At 64.1% G+C, this 16,521-nt stretch carries 17 protein-coding genes and 1 tRNA gene; 9 read left to right on the top strand and 9 right to left on the bottom strand.

Features of this window, described 5'->3' with window-relative positions:
- Positions 1 to 84: 84 nt before the first annotated feature.
- From ampD to NCR39_RS11445, 3 genes are read right to left on the bottom strand one after another with little or no spacing between them, the layout of a single operon-like run.
- Entirely contained in the window at positions 85 to 681 is a 597-nt protein-coding gene (ampD, locus tag NCR39_RS11435; protein ID WP_250452291.1) for a 1,6-anhydro-N-acetylmuramyl-L-alanine amidase AmpD, read from the bottom strand.
- Positions 678 to 1,001 (bottom strand): PP0621 family protein, encoded by a 324-nt coding sequence (locus NCR39_RS11440; protein WP_250452292.1) that lies wholly within the window; start codon positions 999 to 1,001, stop codon positions 678 to 680. Before NCR39_RS11440 ends, ampD begins: the two co-directional genes overlap by 4 nt.
- A gap of 22 nt (positions 1,002 to 1,023) precedes the next feature.
- Positions 1,024 to 1,938 (bottom strand): cytochrome C assembly family protein, encoded by a 915-nt coding sequence (locus tag NCR39_RS11445; protein WP_250452293.1) that lies wholly within the window; start codon positions 1,936 to 1,938, stop codon positions 1,024 to 1,026.
- Positions 1,939 to 2,061: 123 nt separating this feature from the next.
- Here NCR39_RS11445 and ffh point away from each other — a divergent pair, with 123 nt between their 5' ends.
- Both ffh and NCR39_RS11455 read left to right on the top strand, forming a co-directional pair.
- Positions 2,062 to 3,429, top strand: coding sequence for a signal recognition particle protein (ffh, locus tag NCR39_RS11450; RefSeq protein WP_040050525.1), 1,368 nt, complete (start codon positions 2,062 to 2,064; stop codon positions 3,427 to 3,429).
- A gap of 121 nt (positions 3,430 to 3,550) precedes the next feature.
- Positions 3,551 to 4,102, top strand: a complete 552-nt coding sequence (locus tag NCR39_RS11455) for a hypoxanthine-guanine phosphoribosyltransferase (protein WP_250452294.1) — start codon at positions 3,551 to 3,553, stop codon at positions 4,100 to 4,102.
- 42 nt (positions 4,103 to 4,144) lie between these two features.
- Here the strand turns inward: NCR39_RS11455 and NCR39_RS11460 are convergent, their stop codons facing one another.
- Positions 4,145 to 4,744, bottom strand: coding sequence for a MarC family protein (locus tag NCR39_RS11460; protein ID WP_040050523.1), 600 nt, complete (start codon positions 4,742 to 4,744; stop codon positions 4,145 to 4,147).
- Positions 4,744 to 6,480 (bottom strand): proline--tRNA ligase, encoded by a 1,737-nt coding sequence (locus NCR39_RS11465; RefSeq protein WP_250452295.1) that lies wholly within the window; start codon positions 6,478 to 6,480, stop codon positions 4,744 to 4,746. The genes NCR39_RS11460 and NCR39_RS11465 overlap by 1 nt, the downstream gene beginning before the upstream one ends.
- A 289-nt stretch (positions 6,481 to 6,769) precedes the next feature.
- On the opposite strand from NCR39_RS11465, the gene NCR39_RS11470 reads away from it, so the two are divergent.
- A complete protein-coding gene (locus NCR39_RS11470; protein ID WP_040050520.1) occupies positions 6,770 to 7,411 on the top strand; it encodes an RNA pyrophosphohydrolase in 642 nt (213 codons plus the stop codon).
- 162 nt (positions 7,412 to 7,573) lie between these two features.
- On the top strand, positions 7,574 to 8,098 hold the full coding sequence (locus NCR39_RS11475; protein ID WP_250452334.1) for a CNP1-like family protein: 525 nt from the start codon (positions 7,574 to 7,576) through the stop codon (positions 8,096 to 8,098).
- A gap of 70 nt (positions 8,099 to 8,168) precedes the next feature.
- On the opposite strand, the gene proB is transcribed toward NCR39_RS11475, so the two are convergent.
- The 4 genes from proB to rplU all read right to left on the bottom strand — a co-directional run bounded on the left by proB (position 8,169) and on the right by rplU (position 11,234).
- The gene (proB, locus tag NCR39_RS11480; protein WP_250452296.1) at positions 8,169 to 9,287 is read right to left on the bottom strand and encodes a glutamate 5-kinase; all 1,119 of its coding nucleotides are present in this window, start codon (positions 9,285 to 9,287) and stop codon (positions 8,169 to 8,171) included.
- Between the two features lie 26 nt (positions 9,288 to 9,313).
- Positions 9,314 to 10,402: an Obg family GTPase CgtA gene (cgtA, locus tag NCR39_RS11485; RefSeq protein ID WP_250452297.1), complete on the bottom strand. Its 1,089-nt coding sequence runs from the start codon at positions 10,400 to 10,402 to the stop codon at positions 9,314 to 9,316.
- Between the two features lie 228 nt (positions 10,403 to 10,630).
- Positions 10,631 to 10,891: a 50S ribosomal protein L27 gene (gene rpmA / locus NCR39_RS11490; RefSeq protein WP_035966833.1), complete on the bottom strand. Its 261-nt coding sequence runs from the start codon at positions 10,889 to 10,891 to the stop codon at positions 10,631 to 10,633.
- Between the two features lie 31 nt (positions 10,892 to 10,922).
- Positions 10,923 to 11,234 (bottom strand): 50S ribosomal protein L21, encoded by a 312-nt coding sequence (gene rplU, locus NCR39_RS11495; protein WP_008342953.1) that lies wholly within the window; start codon positions 11,232 to 11,234, stop codon positions 10,923 to 10,925.
- A 258-nt stretch (positions 11,235 to 11,492) separates the two neighbouring features.
- Here rplU and NCR39_RS11500 point away from each other — a divergent pair, with 258 nt between their 5' ends.
- From NCR39_RS11500 to NCR39_RS11520, 5 genes are all read left to right on the top strand, one after another.
- Positions 11,493 to 12,485, top strand: coding sequence for a polyprenyl synthetase family protein (locus tag NCR39_RS11500; protein WP_250452298.1), 993 nt, complete (start codon positions 11,493 to 11,495; stop codon positions 12,483 to 12,485).
- A 40-nt stretch (positions 12,486 to 12,525) separates the two neighbouring features.
- Positions 12,526 to 12,602 (top strand) — tRNA-Pro (locus NCR39_RS11505).
- 147 nt (positions 12,603 to 12,749) lie between these two features.
- Positions 12,750 to 14,036: an HlyC/CorC family transporter gene (locus NCR39_RS11510; RefSeq protein WP_250452299.1), complete on the top strand. Its 1,287-nt coding sequence runs from the start codon at positions 12,750 to 12,752 to the stop codon at positions 14,034 to 14,036.
- 74 nt (positions 14,037 to 14,110) lie between these two features.
- Entirely contained in the window at positions 14,111 to 15,295 is a 1,185-nt protein-coding gene (locus NCR39_RS11515; protein ID WP_250452300.1) for a GspE/PulE family protein, read from the top strand.
- Positions 15,292 to 16,500, top strand: a complete 1,209-nt coding sequence (locus NCR39_RS11520; RefSeq protein ID WP_250452301.1) for a type II secretion system F family protein — start codon at positions 15,292 to 15,294, stop codon at positions 16,498 to 16,500. Before NCR39_RS11515 ends, NCR39_RS11520 begins: the two co-directional genes overlap by 4 nt.
- The last annotated feature ends 21 nt before the right edge of the window (positions 16,501 to 16,521 follow it).

Raw genomic sequence — 16,521 nt, forward strand, 5'->3', positions numbered from 1 at the left:
AGCGCGACAAGGCCTCGCGCACAAAGCTGCCGCGCTGCAGCGAGAAAGACCTTACGCGGCGCTCACTCGCGGCTCGGCGGTTGCTCAGATGCTGGGCTGAAATGGAAAAAACGATGGCGGCAGCGCGCTGTCGTGACGCAGGCGCGGCCAGTCGAAGTGCGGGCCGGGATCGGTCTTGCGGCCCGGCGCGATGTCGGAATGACCGGCGAGCGCATCGATCGGATATCGCGCCACGAGAATGCGAACGAGCGCCGCGAGCGCGTCGTATTGCGCGTGTTCGAACGGCACGCGATCGCTGCCTTCGAGTTCGACGCCGATCGAAAAGTCGTTGCATCGCTCGCGCCCGCAGAACGACGAAACGCCCGCGTGCCACGCGCGGTCATCGCAGGAAACGAACTGCTGCACGCCGCCGTCGCGCCGGATGACGAAATGCGCCGACACGCGCACGCCGCGCAAGTGATCGAAGTACGGATGCGCGTCGTGATCGAGCGTGTTCTGAAAGAACCGGGCGATGGAATCGGTGGTGAAGTCGTCGGGCGGCAGGCTGATGTTGTGAACCACGATCAGCGTCGGCGTCATATCGCCCGGGCGCGCTTCGAAGTTCGGCGACGGCACGCGCGTCGCGTGAGTGAGCCAGCCTTGCGCGTCGATGTGCGGATCGCGCGACGACGACGGGTTCATCGCGCGTCGCGGCCGGTCGGGCGGGCCGCGTAACGGCGCGCGTGCTCGTTGCAGCAGAAGCGCTCGCCCGCCACGACGATCGATTCGCTGCGCGGCGTATGCACGCCGCATTGCGTGCAGCGGATGAGCGGATCGGGAAGCTGCGGGGCATCGGTGGCGGCGCCGTTGCGTCCGCGCGCTGAGTTCGTCGAGTTCGTCGACTTTGCGCCGCCAGCCGCGTCGCGCGCGCCCGCTTGCGCACGCTCATTCGCGCGCCGCAGCTTCTTGAGCAGCCACTGCGTGACGAAGAACAGGAAGATGAGAAGAATGAAGTTTCGCATCGGCTAGAAAAGTGAATCGCCTTCAGATGACCGCGCGATGCAGCAGCACTTCGAACACGAAGCGGCTGCCCACATACGCGAGCAGCAGCGCCACGAACGACGCGAGCACCCAGCGCAGCGCGGCGCGCCCGCGCCAGCCCGAGATGCGCCGCGCGGTGAGCAGCGCGCCGAACATCAGCCAGGAAAGGAAAGCGAAGACGGTCTTGTGGTCGAAGCGCAGCGCGCGATCGACCAGTTGTTCATTGAACGCGATACCCGACACGAGCGTCAGCGTCAGCAGCACGAAGCCCGCGCCGATCAGCCGGAACAGCAGCTTTTCGAGCGTGAGCAGCGGCGGCAACGTGTCGAGCCAGCTTGCGAGCCAGCCGTTGTTGCCCGAATGACGCATCGCGAGACCGCGCATGCGTTGCAGGCGGCGTTCGAGCATCAGCATCAGAATGGCGTGCAGCGCGGCGATGGCGAACAGGCCATATGCAATGTTCGCGATCAGGAAATGCAGCTTGAACATCGGCGCGGCGGAATACGACAGCACGCGCACGCCGCCGAAGACGAGCGGCATCAACGACGCCGCGCACGCGAGCGGCAGCACGAGCAGGCGCAGGCCGTCGAGCGGGAAGAAGAAGCTCTCGATCCAGTAGATGCCCGCGCCGAGCCAGAACATGGCGGAGAGCGCGAACGCGAAGCCGAAGACCATCGCGTTCTGCGGGAAGATGGTGGTGTGCAGCAGAAGGCCGTGAACGACCAGCGCTATTAATAATAGTGCGCGCCCGACGCCGCTCATTCCCGACGCTTTCGACGCGACCGCCGGCGGCGCGGCGACACCCGCCGGCACGCCCGCCAGCGCCGGCTCGACAGCCGTATGGCGATGCGCGCGCCAGCCCGCCACGGCCAGTCCGCCGTAGAGAAGCGCAGTGAGGGCATACAGTACAATATCCATGTTCGAAGTTTACACTAGGCCCCGAACCCGCGACGTCTTCCCCCTTGCGCCGGAATAGAGCGCATCGCCGTGAAGCCGCGTGCGCGTCGCGGGAAAACAAGGGCCGCATTCTCTACATTCCCCATGCTCGACAACCTCACTCAACGGATGGCGCGCGTCGTCAAGACGCTGCGCGGCGAGGCCCGGCTCACCGAGGCCAACACGCAGGAGATGCTGCGCGAAGTGCGCCTCGCCCTGCTCGAAGCCGACGTGGCGCTGCCGGTCGTGCGCGAGTTCATCGCGAAGGTGAAGGAAAAGGCGCTCGGCGAGGAAGTGCTTTCGAGCCTGTCGCCGGGTCAGGCGCTCGTCGGCGTCGTGCAGCGCGAACTGACTGCGGTCATCGGCGGCGATTACGAAGGCAAGGCCGCCGAGCTGAATCTCGCGGTCACGCCGCCCGCGGTCATCCTCATGGCCGGCTTGCAGGGCGCGGGTAAAACCACGACGACCGGCAAGCTCGCGAAGCTCCTGCGCGAAAAGCAGAAGAAGAAGGTGCTGACGGTTTCTGTCGACGTTTACCGCCCCGCCGCTATCCGCCAGTTGCAGACGGTGACCGAGCAGGTCGGCGCGGACTTCTTCCCGTCGGAGCCGGACCAGAAGCCTGCGGACATCGCGCGCGCGGCGATCGACTGGGCGAAGCGGCATTATCACGATGTCGTGATCGTCGATACGGCCGGCCGCCTCGGCATCGACGAAGCGATGATGACCGAGATCAGCCAGCTCCACGCGCTGCTCAAGCCCGCTGAGACGCTGTTCGTCGTCGACGCGATGCTCGGTCAGGACGCCGTCAACACCGCGAAGGCGTTCAACGACGCGCTGCCGCTCACGGGCGTCGTGCTCACGAAGCTCGACGGCGATTCGCGCGGCGGCGCGGCGCTCTCGGTGCGGCACGTCACCGGCAAGCCGATCAAGTTCGTCGGCGTCGCGGAAAAGCTCGATGGCCTCGAAGTCTTCCATCCGGATCGCATGGCGAACCGGATTCTCGGCATGGGCGACATTCTCGCGCTCGTCGAGGAAGCGCAACGCGGCGTGGATACCGCCGCCGCGCAGAAGCTCGCCGACAAGGTCAAGAAAGGCGGCGACTTCGACCTGAACGACTTCAAGGCGCAGTTGTCGCAGATGAAGAAGATGGGCGGGCTGTCGTCGCTCATGGACAAGCTGCCCGCGCAGTTCCAGCAAGCTGCGCAAGGCGCGGACATGAACAACGCCGAAAAGCAGATGCGCCGCATGGAAGGCATCATCAATTCGATGACGCTGCAGGAACGCGCGAAGCCGGAGCTCATCAAGGCGGCGCGCAAGCGTCGTATCGCGGCGGGCGCGGGCGTGCACGTGCAGGAAGTGAACCGCATGCTGAATCAGTACGAGCAGATGCGCGGCATGATGAAGAAGCTGAAGGGCGGCAATCTGCAGAAGATGATGCGCGGCATGAAGGGCATGATGCCCGGCATGCGTTGACACGCATTTTTATTGAACCCGCGTTCTCTTCGGGCGTCCGACTCGAAAGAAACGCGGGTTTATCATATTGCGCACGCCGCCGTTTTTTTCACCCTGAGAAGTCCGCCTCCCCCGCTTTCCTATGAATCGCGAAGAAGCTCTCCATATTTTCAGCCACTCCGAAGAGATCGTGTCGGCTGACGAAGTCAACGCATCGATCGGGCGCATGGCTGCAGCCATCAAGGCGGCGACGAGCGAAGAATTCCCGCTCGTGCTTTCGGTCATGGGCGGCGCGGCCGTTTTCACCGGCATGCTGCTTCCGCATCTCGACTTCCCGCTCGAGTTCGACTACATCCACCTGACGCGCTATCGCAACGCCATCAAGGGCGGCAGTGAGATGCAATGGCGCGTGGCGCCGGCGGAATCGGTGAAGGATCGCGTGGTGCTCGTGCTCGACGACATCCTCGACGAGGGCGAAACCATGGCCGCCATCCGCGACCGCATCATGGCGATGGGCGCGAAGCAGTTCCTGTCGGCGGTGCTGTGCGAGAAGATCATCCCGAAGGCGAAGCCGCTGCGTCCGGATTTCTGCGGATTCGAAGTGCCGGACCGCTATGTGTTCGGCTGCGGGATGGACGCGAAGGGATACTGGCGGAACCTGCCGACGATCCGGGCGTTGACGGAAGGGGCGTAATCGTTCCACCCGATACGAAAAAAGCGGCCAAGGCCGCTTTTTTCACAACTGATGCACGAAAGTCCGTATCCCTTCGAGCATCATCTCGACGGAAATCGCGACCAGCACCAGCCCCATCAAACGCTCGAACGCCGTCACCGCGCGCTCGCCGAGCCACTGCTGAATCTTCTCCGCGAGAATCAGCACGACCGCGCAGACGATCATCGTCACCGTGAGCGCGCCGATCCACTCCAGCATCTTCCCCGGCGCCTGCGATGTCAGCAGCATCACCGTGGCGAGCGCCGACGGCCCCGCGAGCGCCGGAATGGCGAGCGGCACGATCAGCGGCTCGCCGCCGCGCGAATCGCCGCCCATCGGGCCGTCCGGATGCGGAAAGATCATCCGCAGCGCGATCAGAAACAGCACGATCCCGCCGCCGATGCGCAGCGACAAATCCGTCAAGTGCATCGCGCGCAGAAAGCGGTCGCCGGCCAGCATGAACAACAGCAGGATGCCGAACGCGATCGCCACTTCGCGCAGAATCACGACGCGGCGCCGCGCACTCGCGACGCCCCGCAGCGCGTTGATGAAGATCGGAATATTGCCGAGCGGATCGGTGATCAACAGCAGCAGCACCGTCGCCGACAGGAAGTTGTACTGCATTACTTCCCGAGTGCCGCGCGAATCTTGCCCGTCACGACGTCCGCCGCCTCTTCCACCGGCAGCAGCGTGGCTTCGGTATCGCGGCGGCCCTGATATTCGAGCTTGCCTTCCTTCAGCCCGCGATCGCCGATCACGATGCGATGCGGCACGCCGATCAGTTCCCAGTCCGCGAACATCACGCCGGGACGCTCGCCGCGATCGTCGAGAATCACGTCGATGCCCGCTTGCTGCAGCGTCGCGTAGAGCTTGTCGGCCTGCTCGCGCACGGCGTCGCTGCGGTCGTAGCCCATCGGGCAGATCACGACTTCGAACGGCGCAATGGCTTCCGGCCAGATGATGCCCTTGTCGTCGAAATTCTGTTCGATCGCCGCGCCCAGCACGCGCGTCACGCCGATGCCGTAGCAACCCATCTGCATCGGCGCGGGCTTGCCGTTTTCGTCGAGATACGTCGCGCCCATCGACTCCGAATACTTCGTGCCGAGCTGGAACACGTGACCGACTTCAATGCCGCGGCAAATTTCGAGCGCGCCCTTTCCGTCCGGCGAAGGATCGCCCGCGACGACATTGCGGATATCCGCCACTTCCGGCTCCGGCAAGTCGCGGCCCCAGTTCACGCCGGTCGTGTGGAAATCGACTTCGTTCGTACCGACCACGAAATCGCTCATGTTCGCCACCGTGCGGTCCGCGATCACGCGCACCGGCTTCTTCGTGCCGATCGGGCCGAGATAGCCCGGCGGCGTGCCGAACCATTCGACGATCTCCGCTTCCGTCGCGAAGCGATAGCCCTTGAGACCCGGCAGCTTGCTCGTCTTGATGTCGTTCAGCGAATGGTCGCCGCGCAGCATCAGCAGCCAGATGGTCGGTTCCGCGCCTTCGTTGTCGGTGGCGAGAATGATCGACTTGATGGTCTTTTCGAGCGGGATGTTCAGCAACTGCGCGACGGCCTCGCACTTGGCGGCGCCGGGCGTCGGCGTCTTCTTCAGCGCTTCGGTGGGCGCGGCGCGCTCGGCGATGAGCGGCAACGCATCCGCCGCTTCGACGTTCGCGGCGAATTCCGACGTCGGGCAATAAGCGATGTCGTCCTCGCCCGTTTCCGCGATCACGTGGAATTCGTGCGATCCGCTGCCGCCGATGGAACCGTTGTCCGCCGCGACCGCGCGGAATTCGAGGCCGATGCGCGTGAAGATGCGCACGTACGCTTCGTACATCTTGCGATACGACTCGGCGAGGCCGGCGGTGTCCTTATCGAAGGAATACGCGTCCTTCATGATGAATTCGCGGCCGCGCATCACGCCGAAACGCGGGCGGATTTCATCGCGGAACTTCGTTTGAATCTGATAGAAGTTGACCGGCAACTGGCGATAGCTCTTGATCTCGCGGCGCGCGATGTCCGTCACCACTTCCTCGTGCGTCGGCCCGACGACGAAATCGCGCTCGTGGCGATCCTTGATGCGCAGCAGTTCGGGGCCGTATTGCTCCCAGCGGCCGGATTCCTGCCACAGCTCGGCGGGCTGCACGGCGGGCATCAGCAGTTCGAGCGCGCCCGCGCGATTCATCTCTTCACGCACGATGGCTTCGACCTTGCGAATGGAGCGCAGGCCGATCGGCATGTAATCGTAGATACCGCCCGCGACGCGGCGGATCATGCCGGCGCGCATCATCAGCTTGTGGCTGACGATCTCGGCGTCGGCGGGAGCTTCCTTCAGGGTGCCGATGAAGAAACGGGATGCTTTCATTCAGAAATTTTCCAAAAGCGGCGCGCGCCTCGAAAAGCGTTCGGCTACGAGGCTGGCGAGACAGGTGAACGACGGAAACGGTGAACGGCTCGGCGTGGACCGCGGCCACGCGACTTCGACCGACAAAGAAGAAGATTCTGCCGCCTTCCCGGTTGCCTGGCAAAGATTCCTCGCGCCGACGCAGCATTTCTGCCCCGGATGACGGCCGCCGCCACGGGTTGAAACCGATGCGCCGGGTCCGTTATCTGTTTATAATCAAAGCAATTTTAAAGGATTCGAAGGTGGTTGTATGCTGGATCGTGAAGGCTTTCGCCCGAACGTCGGCATCATCCTCTTGAACGCGCGCAACGAAGTGTTTTGGGGCAAGCGGCTGCGTGAACATTCCTGGCAGTTTCCGCAAGGGGGTATCAAATACGGCGAAACCCCCGTGCAAGCAATGTATCGGGAGTTACACGAAGAAACCGGCCTGCTTCCTGAGCACGTGAAAGTTGTAGGTCGCACGCGCGACTGGCTGCGTTATGAGGTGCCGGATAAGTTCATCAAGCGCGAAGTGCGCGGACATTATCGCGGTCAGAAACAGATCTGGTTTCTGCTGCGCATGGTAGGACGCGACTGTGACATTTGCCTGCGCGCGACGGACCATCCGGAATTCGATGCTTGGCGCTGGAACGAGTACTGGGTGCCGCTGGACGCGGTCATCGAGTTCAAGCGCGACGTTTATCAACTCGCTCTCACCGAGCTTTCCCGCTTCTTGCGGCGAACCAACGCTCGCGGCGATCGCGCCGCGCATCATGGGCCACGCTATCCGCGCGTCGTCCAGACGATGACGATCGAAGCACCTGCCGTAACCGCCGCTGGCGCCACGGTTCAGGCAGAATGCACGATCAGCGAGGAAGTGCAGATCATCGCGAGGCGTGCCTCGTGCGATTGATTTGCGTCAATCTTCGCTTACTTTGACCACGTTGACACTCGGCACTTTGCAGAACCCGGCACGCGAGCATGGCTCGCTGCGCCGGGCGCTTCGCCGTCCGCGCATCCGTTTTCCGGGAACATCGAATTGAAAGTCATCGTCTCATCCGCGGTAGCCGTCGCCATGCTCGCCGCGCTCGCCGGCTGCTCCAGTTCCAAAGAGCCGTCCAACAAGGACGACGGCGTGTTCACCTATCTGCTCGACCGCAAGTCGGAATGGGTCGAAAACAAGGTCGATACGCTGCCGCCTTTGCCCCAAGCGTCCAACTTGCTGCCGTTCAACGTTTCGCAGAACACGCCGCTCACGTTCGCCGTCGACAAGACGTCGCTCAGCGTGGGCACCGATGGCGTCGTGCGCTATGTCGTCGTGGCGACGAGTCCGAGCGGTGCGCGCAACGTGAATTACGAAGGCATTCGTTGCGATACCTACGAATGGCGGCGCTACGCCAGCATCAACGATGACGGCACCGGCTGGGATCGCGGCGCCACGTTCGATTTCCGGCGCATCGAGAACGGTGAACTGAACGCGTATCAGGCTGCGCTGTATACGGATTATTTCTGCACGAGCAAGCTGCCGGTCGGCAATGCGAAGCAGATCGTCGAGAACATTCAGTACAAGCGCACGCAAAGCTCGATCAACTTGCGCTGATCGCTGAATTCGCGCAGCAAAAAGCCCGCTGGACTTTCGGTCGAGCGGGCTTTTTCATGGGCTGCGGGACTTACACCAGCACCAGATTATCGCGATGAATCAGCTCGGGTTCGAGCATGTAACCGAGCACCGTTTCGATCTCGCCGCTCGGCCGGCGATGAATCAGCCGCGCTTCCGAACTGCTGTAGTTCGTGATGCCGCGCGCGACTTCCTGCCCCTGATCGTTCACGCACGCGATGACTTCGCCGCGATCGAACGCGCCTTTCACGTCGATGACGCCGATCGGCAGCAGGCTCTTTCCGTCCGCAGTGAGCTTCTGCACCGCGCCATTGTCGATGACGACATGCCCGCGCACTTGCAGATGATCCGCCATCCACTGCTTGCGCGCAGCGATGCGCGCCGTGCGTGCGACGAGTTGCGTGCCGATCATCTCGCCCGACGCAAGCCGCGTGAGCACATCCGCCTCGCGGCCGCTCGCGATGACCGTGTTCGCGCCGCTGTGCGCCGCGCGCTTGGCCGCGAGAATCTTGGTGAGCATGCCGCCGCGCCCCAGGCTCGATCCCGCGCCGCCGGCCATCTGTTCGAGTTCGGGCGTGCCGGCATCGGCTTGTTCAACGAGCGTCGCCGCCGGGTCCTTGCGCGGATCGGCGGTGAAAAGGCCGCGCTGATCGGTGAGGATGACGAGCGCATCGCCTTCGATCAGATTCGCGACGAGCGCGCCGAGCGTGTCGTTGTCGCCGAACTTGATTTCGTCGGTGATGACGGTGTCGTTCTCGTTGATGATCGGCACCGCGCCCAAACGAAGCAGCGTCAGCAGCGTGGAACGCGCGTTGAGATAGCGCTCGCGGTCGGCCAGATCCGCGTGCGTGAGCAGAATCTGCGCGGTGCGAATGCCGTGCGCGCCGAAGCTGCTCTCGTAGACCTGCGCGAGGCCCATTTGCCCGACGGCGGCGGCGGCCTGCAGTTCGTCGATTTCGCGCGGACGCTTGCTCCAGCCCAGCCGATGAATGCCCTCCGCGATCGCGCCCGAACTCACGAGCACGACTTCCTTGCCCTGCTCGCGCAGCGCCGCGATCTGCGACGCCCAACGGGCGATGGCCGCGTGATCCAGTCCGCGCCCGTCGTTCGTGACGAGACTGGACCCCACTTTCACTACGATTCGCTTCGCAGCGGCGATGACCGAACGCATCGTGCGCTTTCTCCTCGTGGTTGCTTTTATTCCTTCGTTGCGTCGTCGTCGCGGAAGCGCACGTCGGCGGCGAGGTCTTCCGCTTCGGCCGCGCGCGACGCGTCCGAATGCTGCGAGATGTAATCGTAGATGGCGTAGGTCAGCGCCTCGCAGCCTTGGCCCGTCAGCGCGGAAATCTCGTACACCGGGCCGTCCCATTCGAAACGTTCGATGAAGTCCTTCACGCGCGCCTCGCGCTCGTCCTCCGCCACCATGTCGAGCTTGTTCAGCACGAGCCAGCGCGGTTTTTCGTACAGCGCCTCGTCGTACTTGCGCAATTCGCCGACGATCGCTTTCGCTTCGGCGACCGGATCGACGTTTTCATCGAACGGGGCGAGATCGACGAGATGCAGCAGCACGCCGGTGCGCTGCAAGTGCCGCAGGAAGCGATGACCCAGCCCCGCGCCCTCCGCCGCGCCTTCGATCAGCCCGGGAATGTCCGCGATCACGAAGCTCTTGCTCGGCCCGACGCGCACGACGCCCAGATTCGGCGCGAGCGTGGTGAACGGATAATCCGCGATCTTCGGCCGCGCGTTCGACACCGACGAGATGAACGTCGATTTCCCCGCGTTCGGCATGCCGAGCAGGCCGACATCCGCGAGCACCTTCAGTTCGAGCTTGAGCATGCGCCGCTCGCCCGGCTTGCCGTCGGTTTTCTGACGCGGCGCGCGGTTCGTGCTCGACTTGAAGTGCAGGTTGCCGAGACCGCCCGCGCCGCCCTGCGCGATCAGAACCTGCTGATTGTGCTCGGTCAGATCGGCGATGAGCTCGCCCGTTTCCTGATCCGAAATGATGGTGCCGACCGGCATGCGCAGCGTGATGTCTTCGCCGCCCTTGCCGTAACAGTCCGCTCCGCGCCCGTTCTCGCCGTTGCGCGCCTGGTGCTTTTTCGCGAACCGGTAGTCGATCAGCGTGTTGATGTTGCGATCCGCGACCGCGTAGACGCTGCCGCCGCGCCCGCCGTCGCCGCCATCCGGCCCGCCGAACGGGACGAACTTTTCGCGGCGCATCGACGCGCTGCCATCTCCCCCGTCGCCGGCGATGACTTCGATCCTCGCTTCGTCAATGAACTTCATGCGTTGCTCCGTCCCGTGTTTCCGCGCGATGAGGCTGGTTCCGGCGATGACGCCGCGCCAGCCGACACGCTATTTTGCCGTGACCAGCGGACGCCGGTCACCGATAACCTTGAATTCCGATTCTGACGGCGCGCCTTTTTGGCGCACCAATGAAAAAGGCCCCGCGAACTTCGCGGGGCCTTTTCGGGCATTCACCCTTTTGCGGTCCTGAAGCCCGTGCAGTGAACCTTACGCTGCCGGGACGACGACGACCGTGTGCTTCTTCGCTGCGCCCTTCGTCGTGAACTGGACGTGGCCGTCGGTCAGCGCGAACAGCGTGTGGTCCTTGCCGATGCCGACGTTTTCACCCGGGTGCATGCGCGTGCCGCGCTGGCGAACGATGATGCCGCCTGCATTGATTGCCTGGCCGCCATAAACCTTCACGCCGAGGCGTTTCGATTCGGAATCGCGGCCGTTGCGGGAAGACCCGCCTGCTTTTTTGTGTGCCATTTGCTATAGCTCCTTTACCGTTGCGCGACGCTTAAGCGTTGATCGCGTCGATGCGCAGTTCGGTGTAGTTCTGGCGATGGCCAGCGTGCTTTTGGTAGTGCTTCCGGCGGCGCATCTTGAAGATGGTCACTTTCTTGTGACGACCCTGGGACACGACGGTAGCCTTGACGGAAGCCCCACTGACCAGCGGCGTACCGAACTGAATCGATTCGCCTTCGCCTACTGCGAGAACCTGGTCGAGCGTGATTTCAGCGTCAATGTCTGCCGGTATCTGTTCTACTTTCAATTTTTCGCCAACGGCAACTTTGTACTGCTTGCCGCCGGTTTTTATGACCGCGTACATTGAGAACCTCACTCAGAATTTCGTTTTTCCACGCACCACGCGGGGAAAACACGAGATTATACATAGGGTTAGCCGGCGCGTCAAAAGGCATTGACATTTGCCGCATGCACGCGGCACGCGTCCGGAGGCGGCCATCCGCACGCGGCCCGCGCCCGATCCCCGGCGATTGCGCCCGTCCGCGCGACCGTCCGGCGTTCCCGCCGCCCGTGACCGGTCGGATTCGCCTTATAATCCGCCGCATTACCTAATTTGCCGATCATGTCGTCCACCGCCACTTCCTCCCCCAACGCCGCCGCTTTGCTTGCCCCGATCGCCGAGGACATGCTGCAGGTCAATCGCGTCATCCGGCAGCGCCTGGCATCAGAAGTGATGCTGATCAATCAGATCTCCGAGTACATCATCGGCGCGGGCGGCAAGCGGCTGCGTCCGGCGCTGCTGCTGCTGGTTGCCGGCGCGCTGGGCGATACGACCGGCCATCGCCATGAACTCGCGGCTGTCGTGGAGTTCATCCACACGGCGACGCTGCTGCACGACGATGTCGTCGACGAATCGGATCTGCGCCGCGGCCGCAAGACCGCGAACGCGCTGTTCGGCAACGCAGCGAGCGTCCTCGTCGGCGATTTCCTCTACTCGCGCTCGTTCGAGATGATGGTGAGCGTCGGCAAGATGCGCGTGATGGAGATTCTGTCGGTCGCGACCAACATCATTTCCGAAGGCGAAGTCCTGCAGTTGCTGAACATGCACGATCCGGACGTCGACGAAGCGCGCTACATGCAGGTCATCCGCTACAAGACGGCGAAGCTGTTCGAAGCGGCGGCGCAACTGGGCGCGGTGCTGTCGGGCGCGGATGCGCGCACCGAAGCGGCGGCGGCGGAATTCGGCCGGCGCATCGGCACGGCGTTCCAGATCATGGACGACTGGCTCGATTACACCGGCACGCCCGAATCGATGGGCAAGAACGCCGGCGACGATCTGCGCGAAGGCAAGCCCACGCTGCCGCTCATCTATCTGATGGAGCACGGCACGCGCGAACAGGCGGCGCTCGCGCGCGAGGCGATCGAGCAAGGCGGCACGGATCGTTTCGACACGATTTTCCACGCGATCACCACGTCGGGCGCACTCGATCACACGCTGCAATGCGCGCGAAACGAAGCTCAAGCCGCCGCCGATGCAATTTCTTCATTTCCCAGTTCCATTTTTAAAGAGAGCCTGCTAGAATTATGTTCTTACTCGACGTCGAGACAGTCTTAAACGAGACTTCAAAGCGCAAGGCGTCCAAGTAAGTTGAATTCGGGGTGTAGCTTAGCCTGGTAGAGCGCTACGTTCGGGACGTAGAGGCCGGAGGTTCGAATCCTCTCACCCCGACCAGAATTTCAGAAAAACCCGCATGGTTCGCCATGCGGGTTTTTTCTTTTCCGGCCGCCCGGACATCGGCAAGCTGGCCGAACAGCCGAGGGCAAGGCTCGAAAGTCGTCTGTTATAGTCCCTTCATCACCGCCCCTACTCGATCGCCGCGTGGACAACCTTCCCTTATGGGCGCAAATCTGCGCCATCTTCCTGCTTCTTTTCCTCTCCGGTTTCTTCTCCATTTCCGAAACGTCGATGATGGCGCTCAACCGCCATCGGCTCAAATATCTGGCCGGCCAAGGCTCGGTGGGCGCACGCACGACGCAAGGCCTCCTCGCCAAGACAGATCAGCTGCTTTCGGTCATCCTCATCGGCAATAACCTGATCAACACGATCATCCCCGTGCTCACGACATCCATCGCGCTGCGCACGTTCGGGCACAACAACGTCGTGCTGTCGGTGACGACGGGCGTCATCGCGTTTCTCATCATCGTGTTCGCGGAGATTGCGCCGAAAATCGTCGGCGCGACGTATCCCGAAAAAGTGGCGCTGCCGGCGAGTCTCGTGCTTGCGCCGCTCATGCGCATCGCGCGGCCGCTCGTGTGGTTCGTCAATCTCTTCGCGAACGCCATTCTCGGCGCGCTGCACATCAACACCAAAGGCAACCGCGATCAGCGCCTTTCGCCCGAAGAGCTGCGCACCATCGTGCTGGAAACGGGCAGCTTCATGCCGACCAAGCACCGCAGCATCCTGCTGAATCTGTTCGATCTCGAAAACATCTCCGTCGATGACGTGATGATTCCGCGCCGCCGCATCGAAGCGCTCGATTTCGACGCGCCATTCGATCAGATCCTGCATCAACTCGAGACGTGCTATCACAACAAGCTCGTCGTTTATCAAGGCGACATCGACCGCGTGCTCGGCGTTCTGCACGTGCGCAAGACGCTTTCGGCGCTGCATAACCAGGAACTCGAGCGCGAGACGCTGCGCCAGTTGCTCACCGAACCGTACTTCGTGCCGGCCGGCACGCCGGTCTTCCAGCAGCTTCAATATTTTCAGGAAAGCGGCCACCGAATCGCGATCGTGGTCGACGAATACGGCGAGTTGCAGGGGCTCGTGACGCCGGAAGACATCATCGAGGAACTGATCGGCGAATTCACGACGACGATCCCGCGCGGCGCCGGTTCGCGCGGCTGGGACGCGAACGGCGAGTGCATCGTCGCGGGCAGCATGCCGCTGCGCGAACTCAATCGCTGGCTCAAGATCACTTTGCCGACGGACGGCCCGAAGACGCTCAACGGTCTCATCCTCGAAACGCTCGAAGACATTCCGGACGGCGACGTGTCCGTGCGCATCGCGGGCGTGCATTTCGAAGTCCTGCGCAGCGACGATCAGGCGATCCGCACCGTCAAAATCTTCCGTCCGCCGACGCCGGGCAAGCGCGCGCTGCGTTAGCCATTCGGACGAGTAGGCGCGAGCCGGCGGGCGCGTGATGATCGAATCATCTCGACCACACCCCGCTCGCTCCGATGATCTCCGCCTTCCGCGCCGCCGAACCGCCCTTCGATACCGCCTCCGATCGCGACGCGCCCGCCGTCTCGCTGCTCGCCGATACCTTGCGCGAGGCCGCCGAGCGCGGTGCGTCCGATATCCACGTCGAACCGTCCGAGCATGAATGGCGCGTCCGCTTGCGCGTCGACGGCGCGTTGCACGTGCTGCGCCGCCCGCCGCCGCATCTGCGCGATCCGTTCGTCACGCGCATCAAGGTGCTGGCGCGCATGGATATCGCCGAGCGGCGCGTGCCGCAGGACGGGCGGCTGCGGCTCGCGCTCGGCGGCGGACACATCGGCGACTATCGCGTGAATTCGCTGCCGACGCTCTTCGGCGAAAAGCTCGTGCTGCGCCGGCTGGATGCGTTGCCGCCGGATTTGTCGCTTGCCGCGCTCGGGCTGGACGAAGCGCAAGGGCGTATCGTCGAATCGGCGATACGCGCGCCGCACGGCCTCGTGCTCGTCACCGGACCCACAGGCAGCGGCAAGACTTTATCGCTGTACTGCTTTCTGCAAATGCTCAACGCAGAGGCGCGCAATATCTGCTCGGTGGAAGATCCAGCGGAAATCCAGCTCGCGGGCATCAATCAGGTGAGCGTGCGCGAAAAGGCCGGTCTCAGCTTTGCCGTGGCGCTGCGCGCGTTCATGCGGCAGGACCCGGACGTCATCATGGTCGGCGAGATTCGCGACGCCGAAACAGCCGACGTCGCCGTGAAAGCAGCGCAAACCGGCCACCTCGTGCTTTCGACACTGCATACCAACGACGCGCCCGCCGCCATCGCGCGCCTGATCGACATCGGCGTGGCGCCGTACAACCTCGCGTCCGCGCTGCGGCTCGTGACCGCGCAACGCCTCGTGCGCAAGCTCTGCGGTGTGTGCCGCGCGCCGTCCGCCCTTTCGCTCGACGACGGTTTCCGCCCGTTCGAGCCGCGCGGCTGTCCGGCGTGTCATGGCATCGGGTATCGCGGACGCATCGGCGTCCATCAGTTGATGCCGGTATCCGATGCGATGCGCGAACTCATCGTCGGCCGGACGGCGACGCACGCCATCGCGCGGCTCGCGCAATCCGAAGGCATGCCCGCCTTGCGCGATGCCGCGTTCGCCCGCGTGCGCGAAGGCGTGACGAGCGTCGCCGAAGCGGTCGAAGCGACGGAGATCGCATGAGCGCGCAGGGAACGTCGGAAATCCGCTTTGCGTGGCGCGGCGTCGACTCCGAAGGCGCACGCAAGAGCGGCAAGCTGATTGCCGCCGATGCCGCATCGGCGCGCGCGTCGCTGCGGCGCGACGGCGTGATCGTGCTCGAACTCGAAGCGCTCGGCGACGCACCGCCAGCGAAAGCGTCGTCGGCGGATGTCGGCATCTTCACGCGCCAGCTCGCCGGTCTCTTGCGCGCGGGCCTGCCGCTCGCGGGTGCGCTGGAGATGCTCGGCAACGCGGGCGGACGTGGCGGGCTGCCACGCATCGTGCGCTCGCTCGCGCGCGACATCACGCGCGGCGTGCCGTTTTCGGCGGCGCTCGCGTCTCATCCGTCGGCGTTCGGTGCGCTGTATTGCCAACTCGTCGCGGTCGGCGAAGTGGCGGGCGCGCTGCCCGCCGTGCTTGCCCGGCTCGCCGACGATCGCGAGCGCGCCAGTGCCCAACGCGCGAAGCTGCGCGCGGCGCTGGCTTATCCGGTGATGGTCCTGCTGCTTTCGCTGGCGATCACGGCGGGACTTCTGATCGGCGTGGTGCCGACATTCAAGACGATCTTCGACGGCTTCGGCGCCGCGCTGCCCGCGCCGACGCGCTTCGTGCTCGCTTTGTCCGATGCGGTCGCGCGTCACGGCCTGCCCTTCGTGGCGGTGTGCGTCTGCGCGGGACTCGTCGGCGCGCGCTGGATCCGGCGATCCGCGGACGCGCGCGAGACCGCCGACCGCATCACGCTGACGCTGCCGGTTGTCGGCGCGCTTTTGCGCTCGCTCGCCGTCGCCCGATGGAGCCGCGCGCTCGGCACGCTGCTCGCCGCCGGCACGCCGCTCTCCGACGCGTTCGACTCGCTCGCGCATGCCACCGGCAACCGCGTATTCGACCGCGCCACCGTGGATATCGCAGCGCGGCTGCGCAACGGCGAACGTCTTGCCGCCGCGATGCGCGCGCTCGGCTGCTTCCCGCAGGACGTCGTGCAGCCGATTGCGGTCGCCGAGGAATCCGGCTCGCTCGACGCGATGCTACTCGATCTCGCCGCGCTCGCCGACCGTCAGGTGGACGAACGCATCGGCGCGTTCGCGAGCCTGTGCGAGCCGCTCGTCATCACGGTGCTGGGCGCGCTCGTGGGCGGCCTCGTCATCGCGATGTATCTTCCGATCATCCAGCTCGGCAACGTGGTGTAGCATCGCGGGCCAAAGACATCC

Source organism: Caballeronia sp. ATUFL_M2_KS44 (genome assembly GCF_023630965.1).
GTDB lineage: Bacteria > Pseudomonadota > Gammaproteobacteria > Burkholderiales > Burkholderiaceae > Caballeronia > Caballeronia concitans.

Coding starts and splice junctions, on each gene's coding strand:
- ampD (WP_250452291.1), bottom strand. CDS start 681: ATGAACCCGTCGTCGTCGCGCGATCCGCACATCGACGCGCAAGGCTGG.
- NCR39_RS11440 (WP_250452292.1), bottom strand. CDS start 1,001: ATGCGAAACTTCATTCTTCTCATCTTCCTGTTCTTCGTCACGCAGTGG.
- NCR39_RS11445 (WP_250452293.1), bottom strand. CDS start 1,938: ATGGATATTGTACTGTATGCCCTCACTGCGCTTCTCTACGGCGGACTG.
- ffh (WP_040050525.1), top strand. CDS start 2,062: ATGCTCGACAACCTCACTCAACGGATGGCGCGCGTCGTCAAGACGCTG.
- NCR39_RS11455 (WP_250452294.1), top strand. CDS start 3,551: ATGAATCGCGAAGAAGCTCTCCATATTTTCAGCCACTCCGAAGAGATC.
- NCR39_RS11460 (WP_040050523.1), bottom strand. CDS start 4,744: ATGCAGTACAACTTCCTGTCGGCGACGGTGCTGCTGCTGTTGATCACC.
- NCR39_RS11465 (WP_250452295.1), bottom strand. CDS start 6,480: ATGAAAGCATCCCGTTTCTTCATCGGCACCCTGAAGGAAGCTCCCGCC.
- NCR39_RS11470 (WP_040050520.1), top strand. CDS start 6,770: ATGCTGGATCGTGAAGGCTTTCGCCCGAACGTCGGCATCATCCTCTTG.
- NCR39_RS11475 (WP_250452334.1), top strand. CDS start 7,574: ATGCTCGCCGCGCTCGCCGGCTGCTCCAGTTCCAAAGAGCCGTCCAAC.
- proB (WP_250452296.1), bottom strand. CDS start 9,287: ATGCGTTCGGTCATCGCCGCTGCGAAGCGAATCGTAGTGAAAGTGGGG.
- cgtA (WP_250452297.1), bottom strand. CDS start 10,402: ATGAAGTTCATTGACGAAGCGAGGATCGAAGTCATCGCCGGCGACGGG.
- rpmA (WP_035966833.1), bottom strand. CDS start 10,891: ATGGCACACAAAAAAGCAGGCGGGTCTTCCCGCAACGGCCGCGATTCC.
- rplU (WP_008342953.1), bottom strand. CDS start 11,234: ATGTACGCGGTCATAAAAACCGGCGGCAAGCAGTACAAAGTTGCCGTT.
- NCR39_RS11500 (WP_250452298.1), top strand. CDS start 11,493: ATGTCGTCCACCGCCACTTCCTCCCCCAACGCCGCCGCTTTGCTTGCC.
- NCR39_RS11515 (WP_250452300.1), top strand. CDS start 14,111: ATGATCTCCGCCTTCCGCGCCGCCGAACCGCCCTTCGATACCGCCTCC.
- NCR39_RS11520 (WP_250452301.1), top strand. CDS start 15,292: ATGAGCGCGCAGGGAACGTCGGAAATCCGCTTTGCGTGGCGCGGCGTC.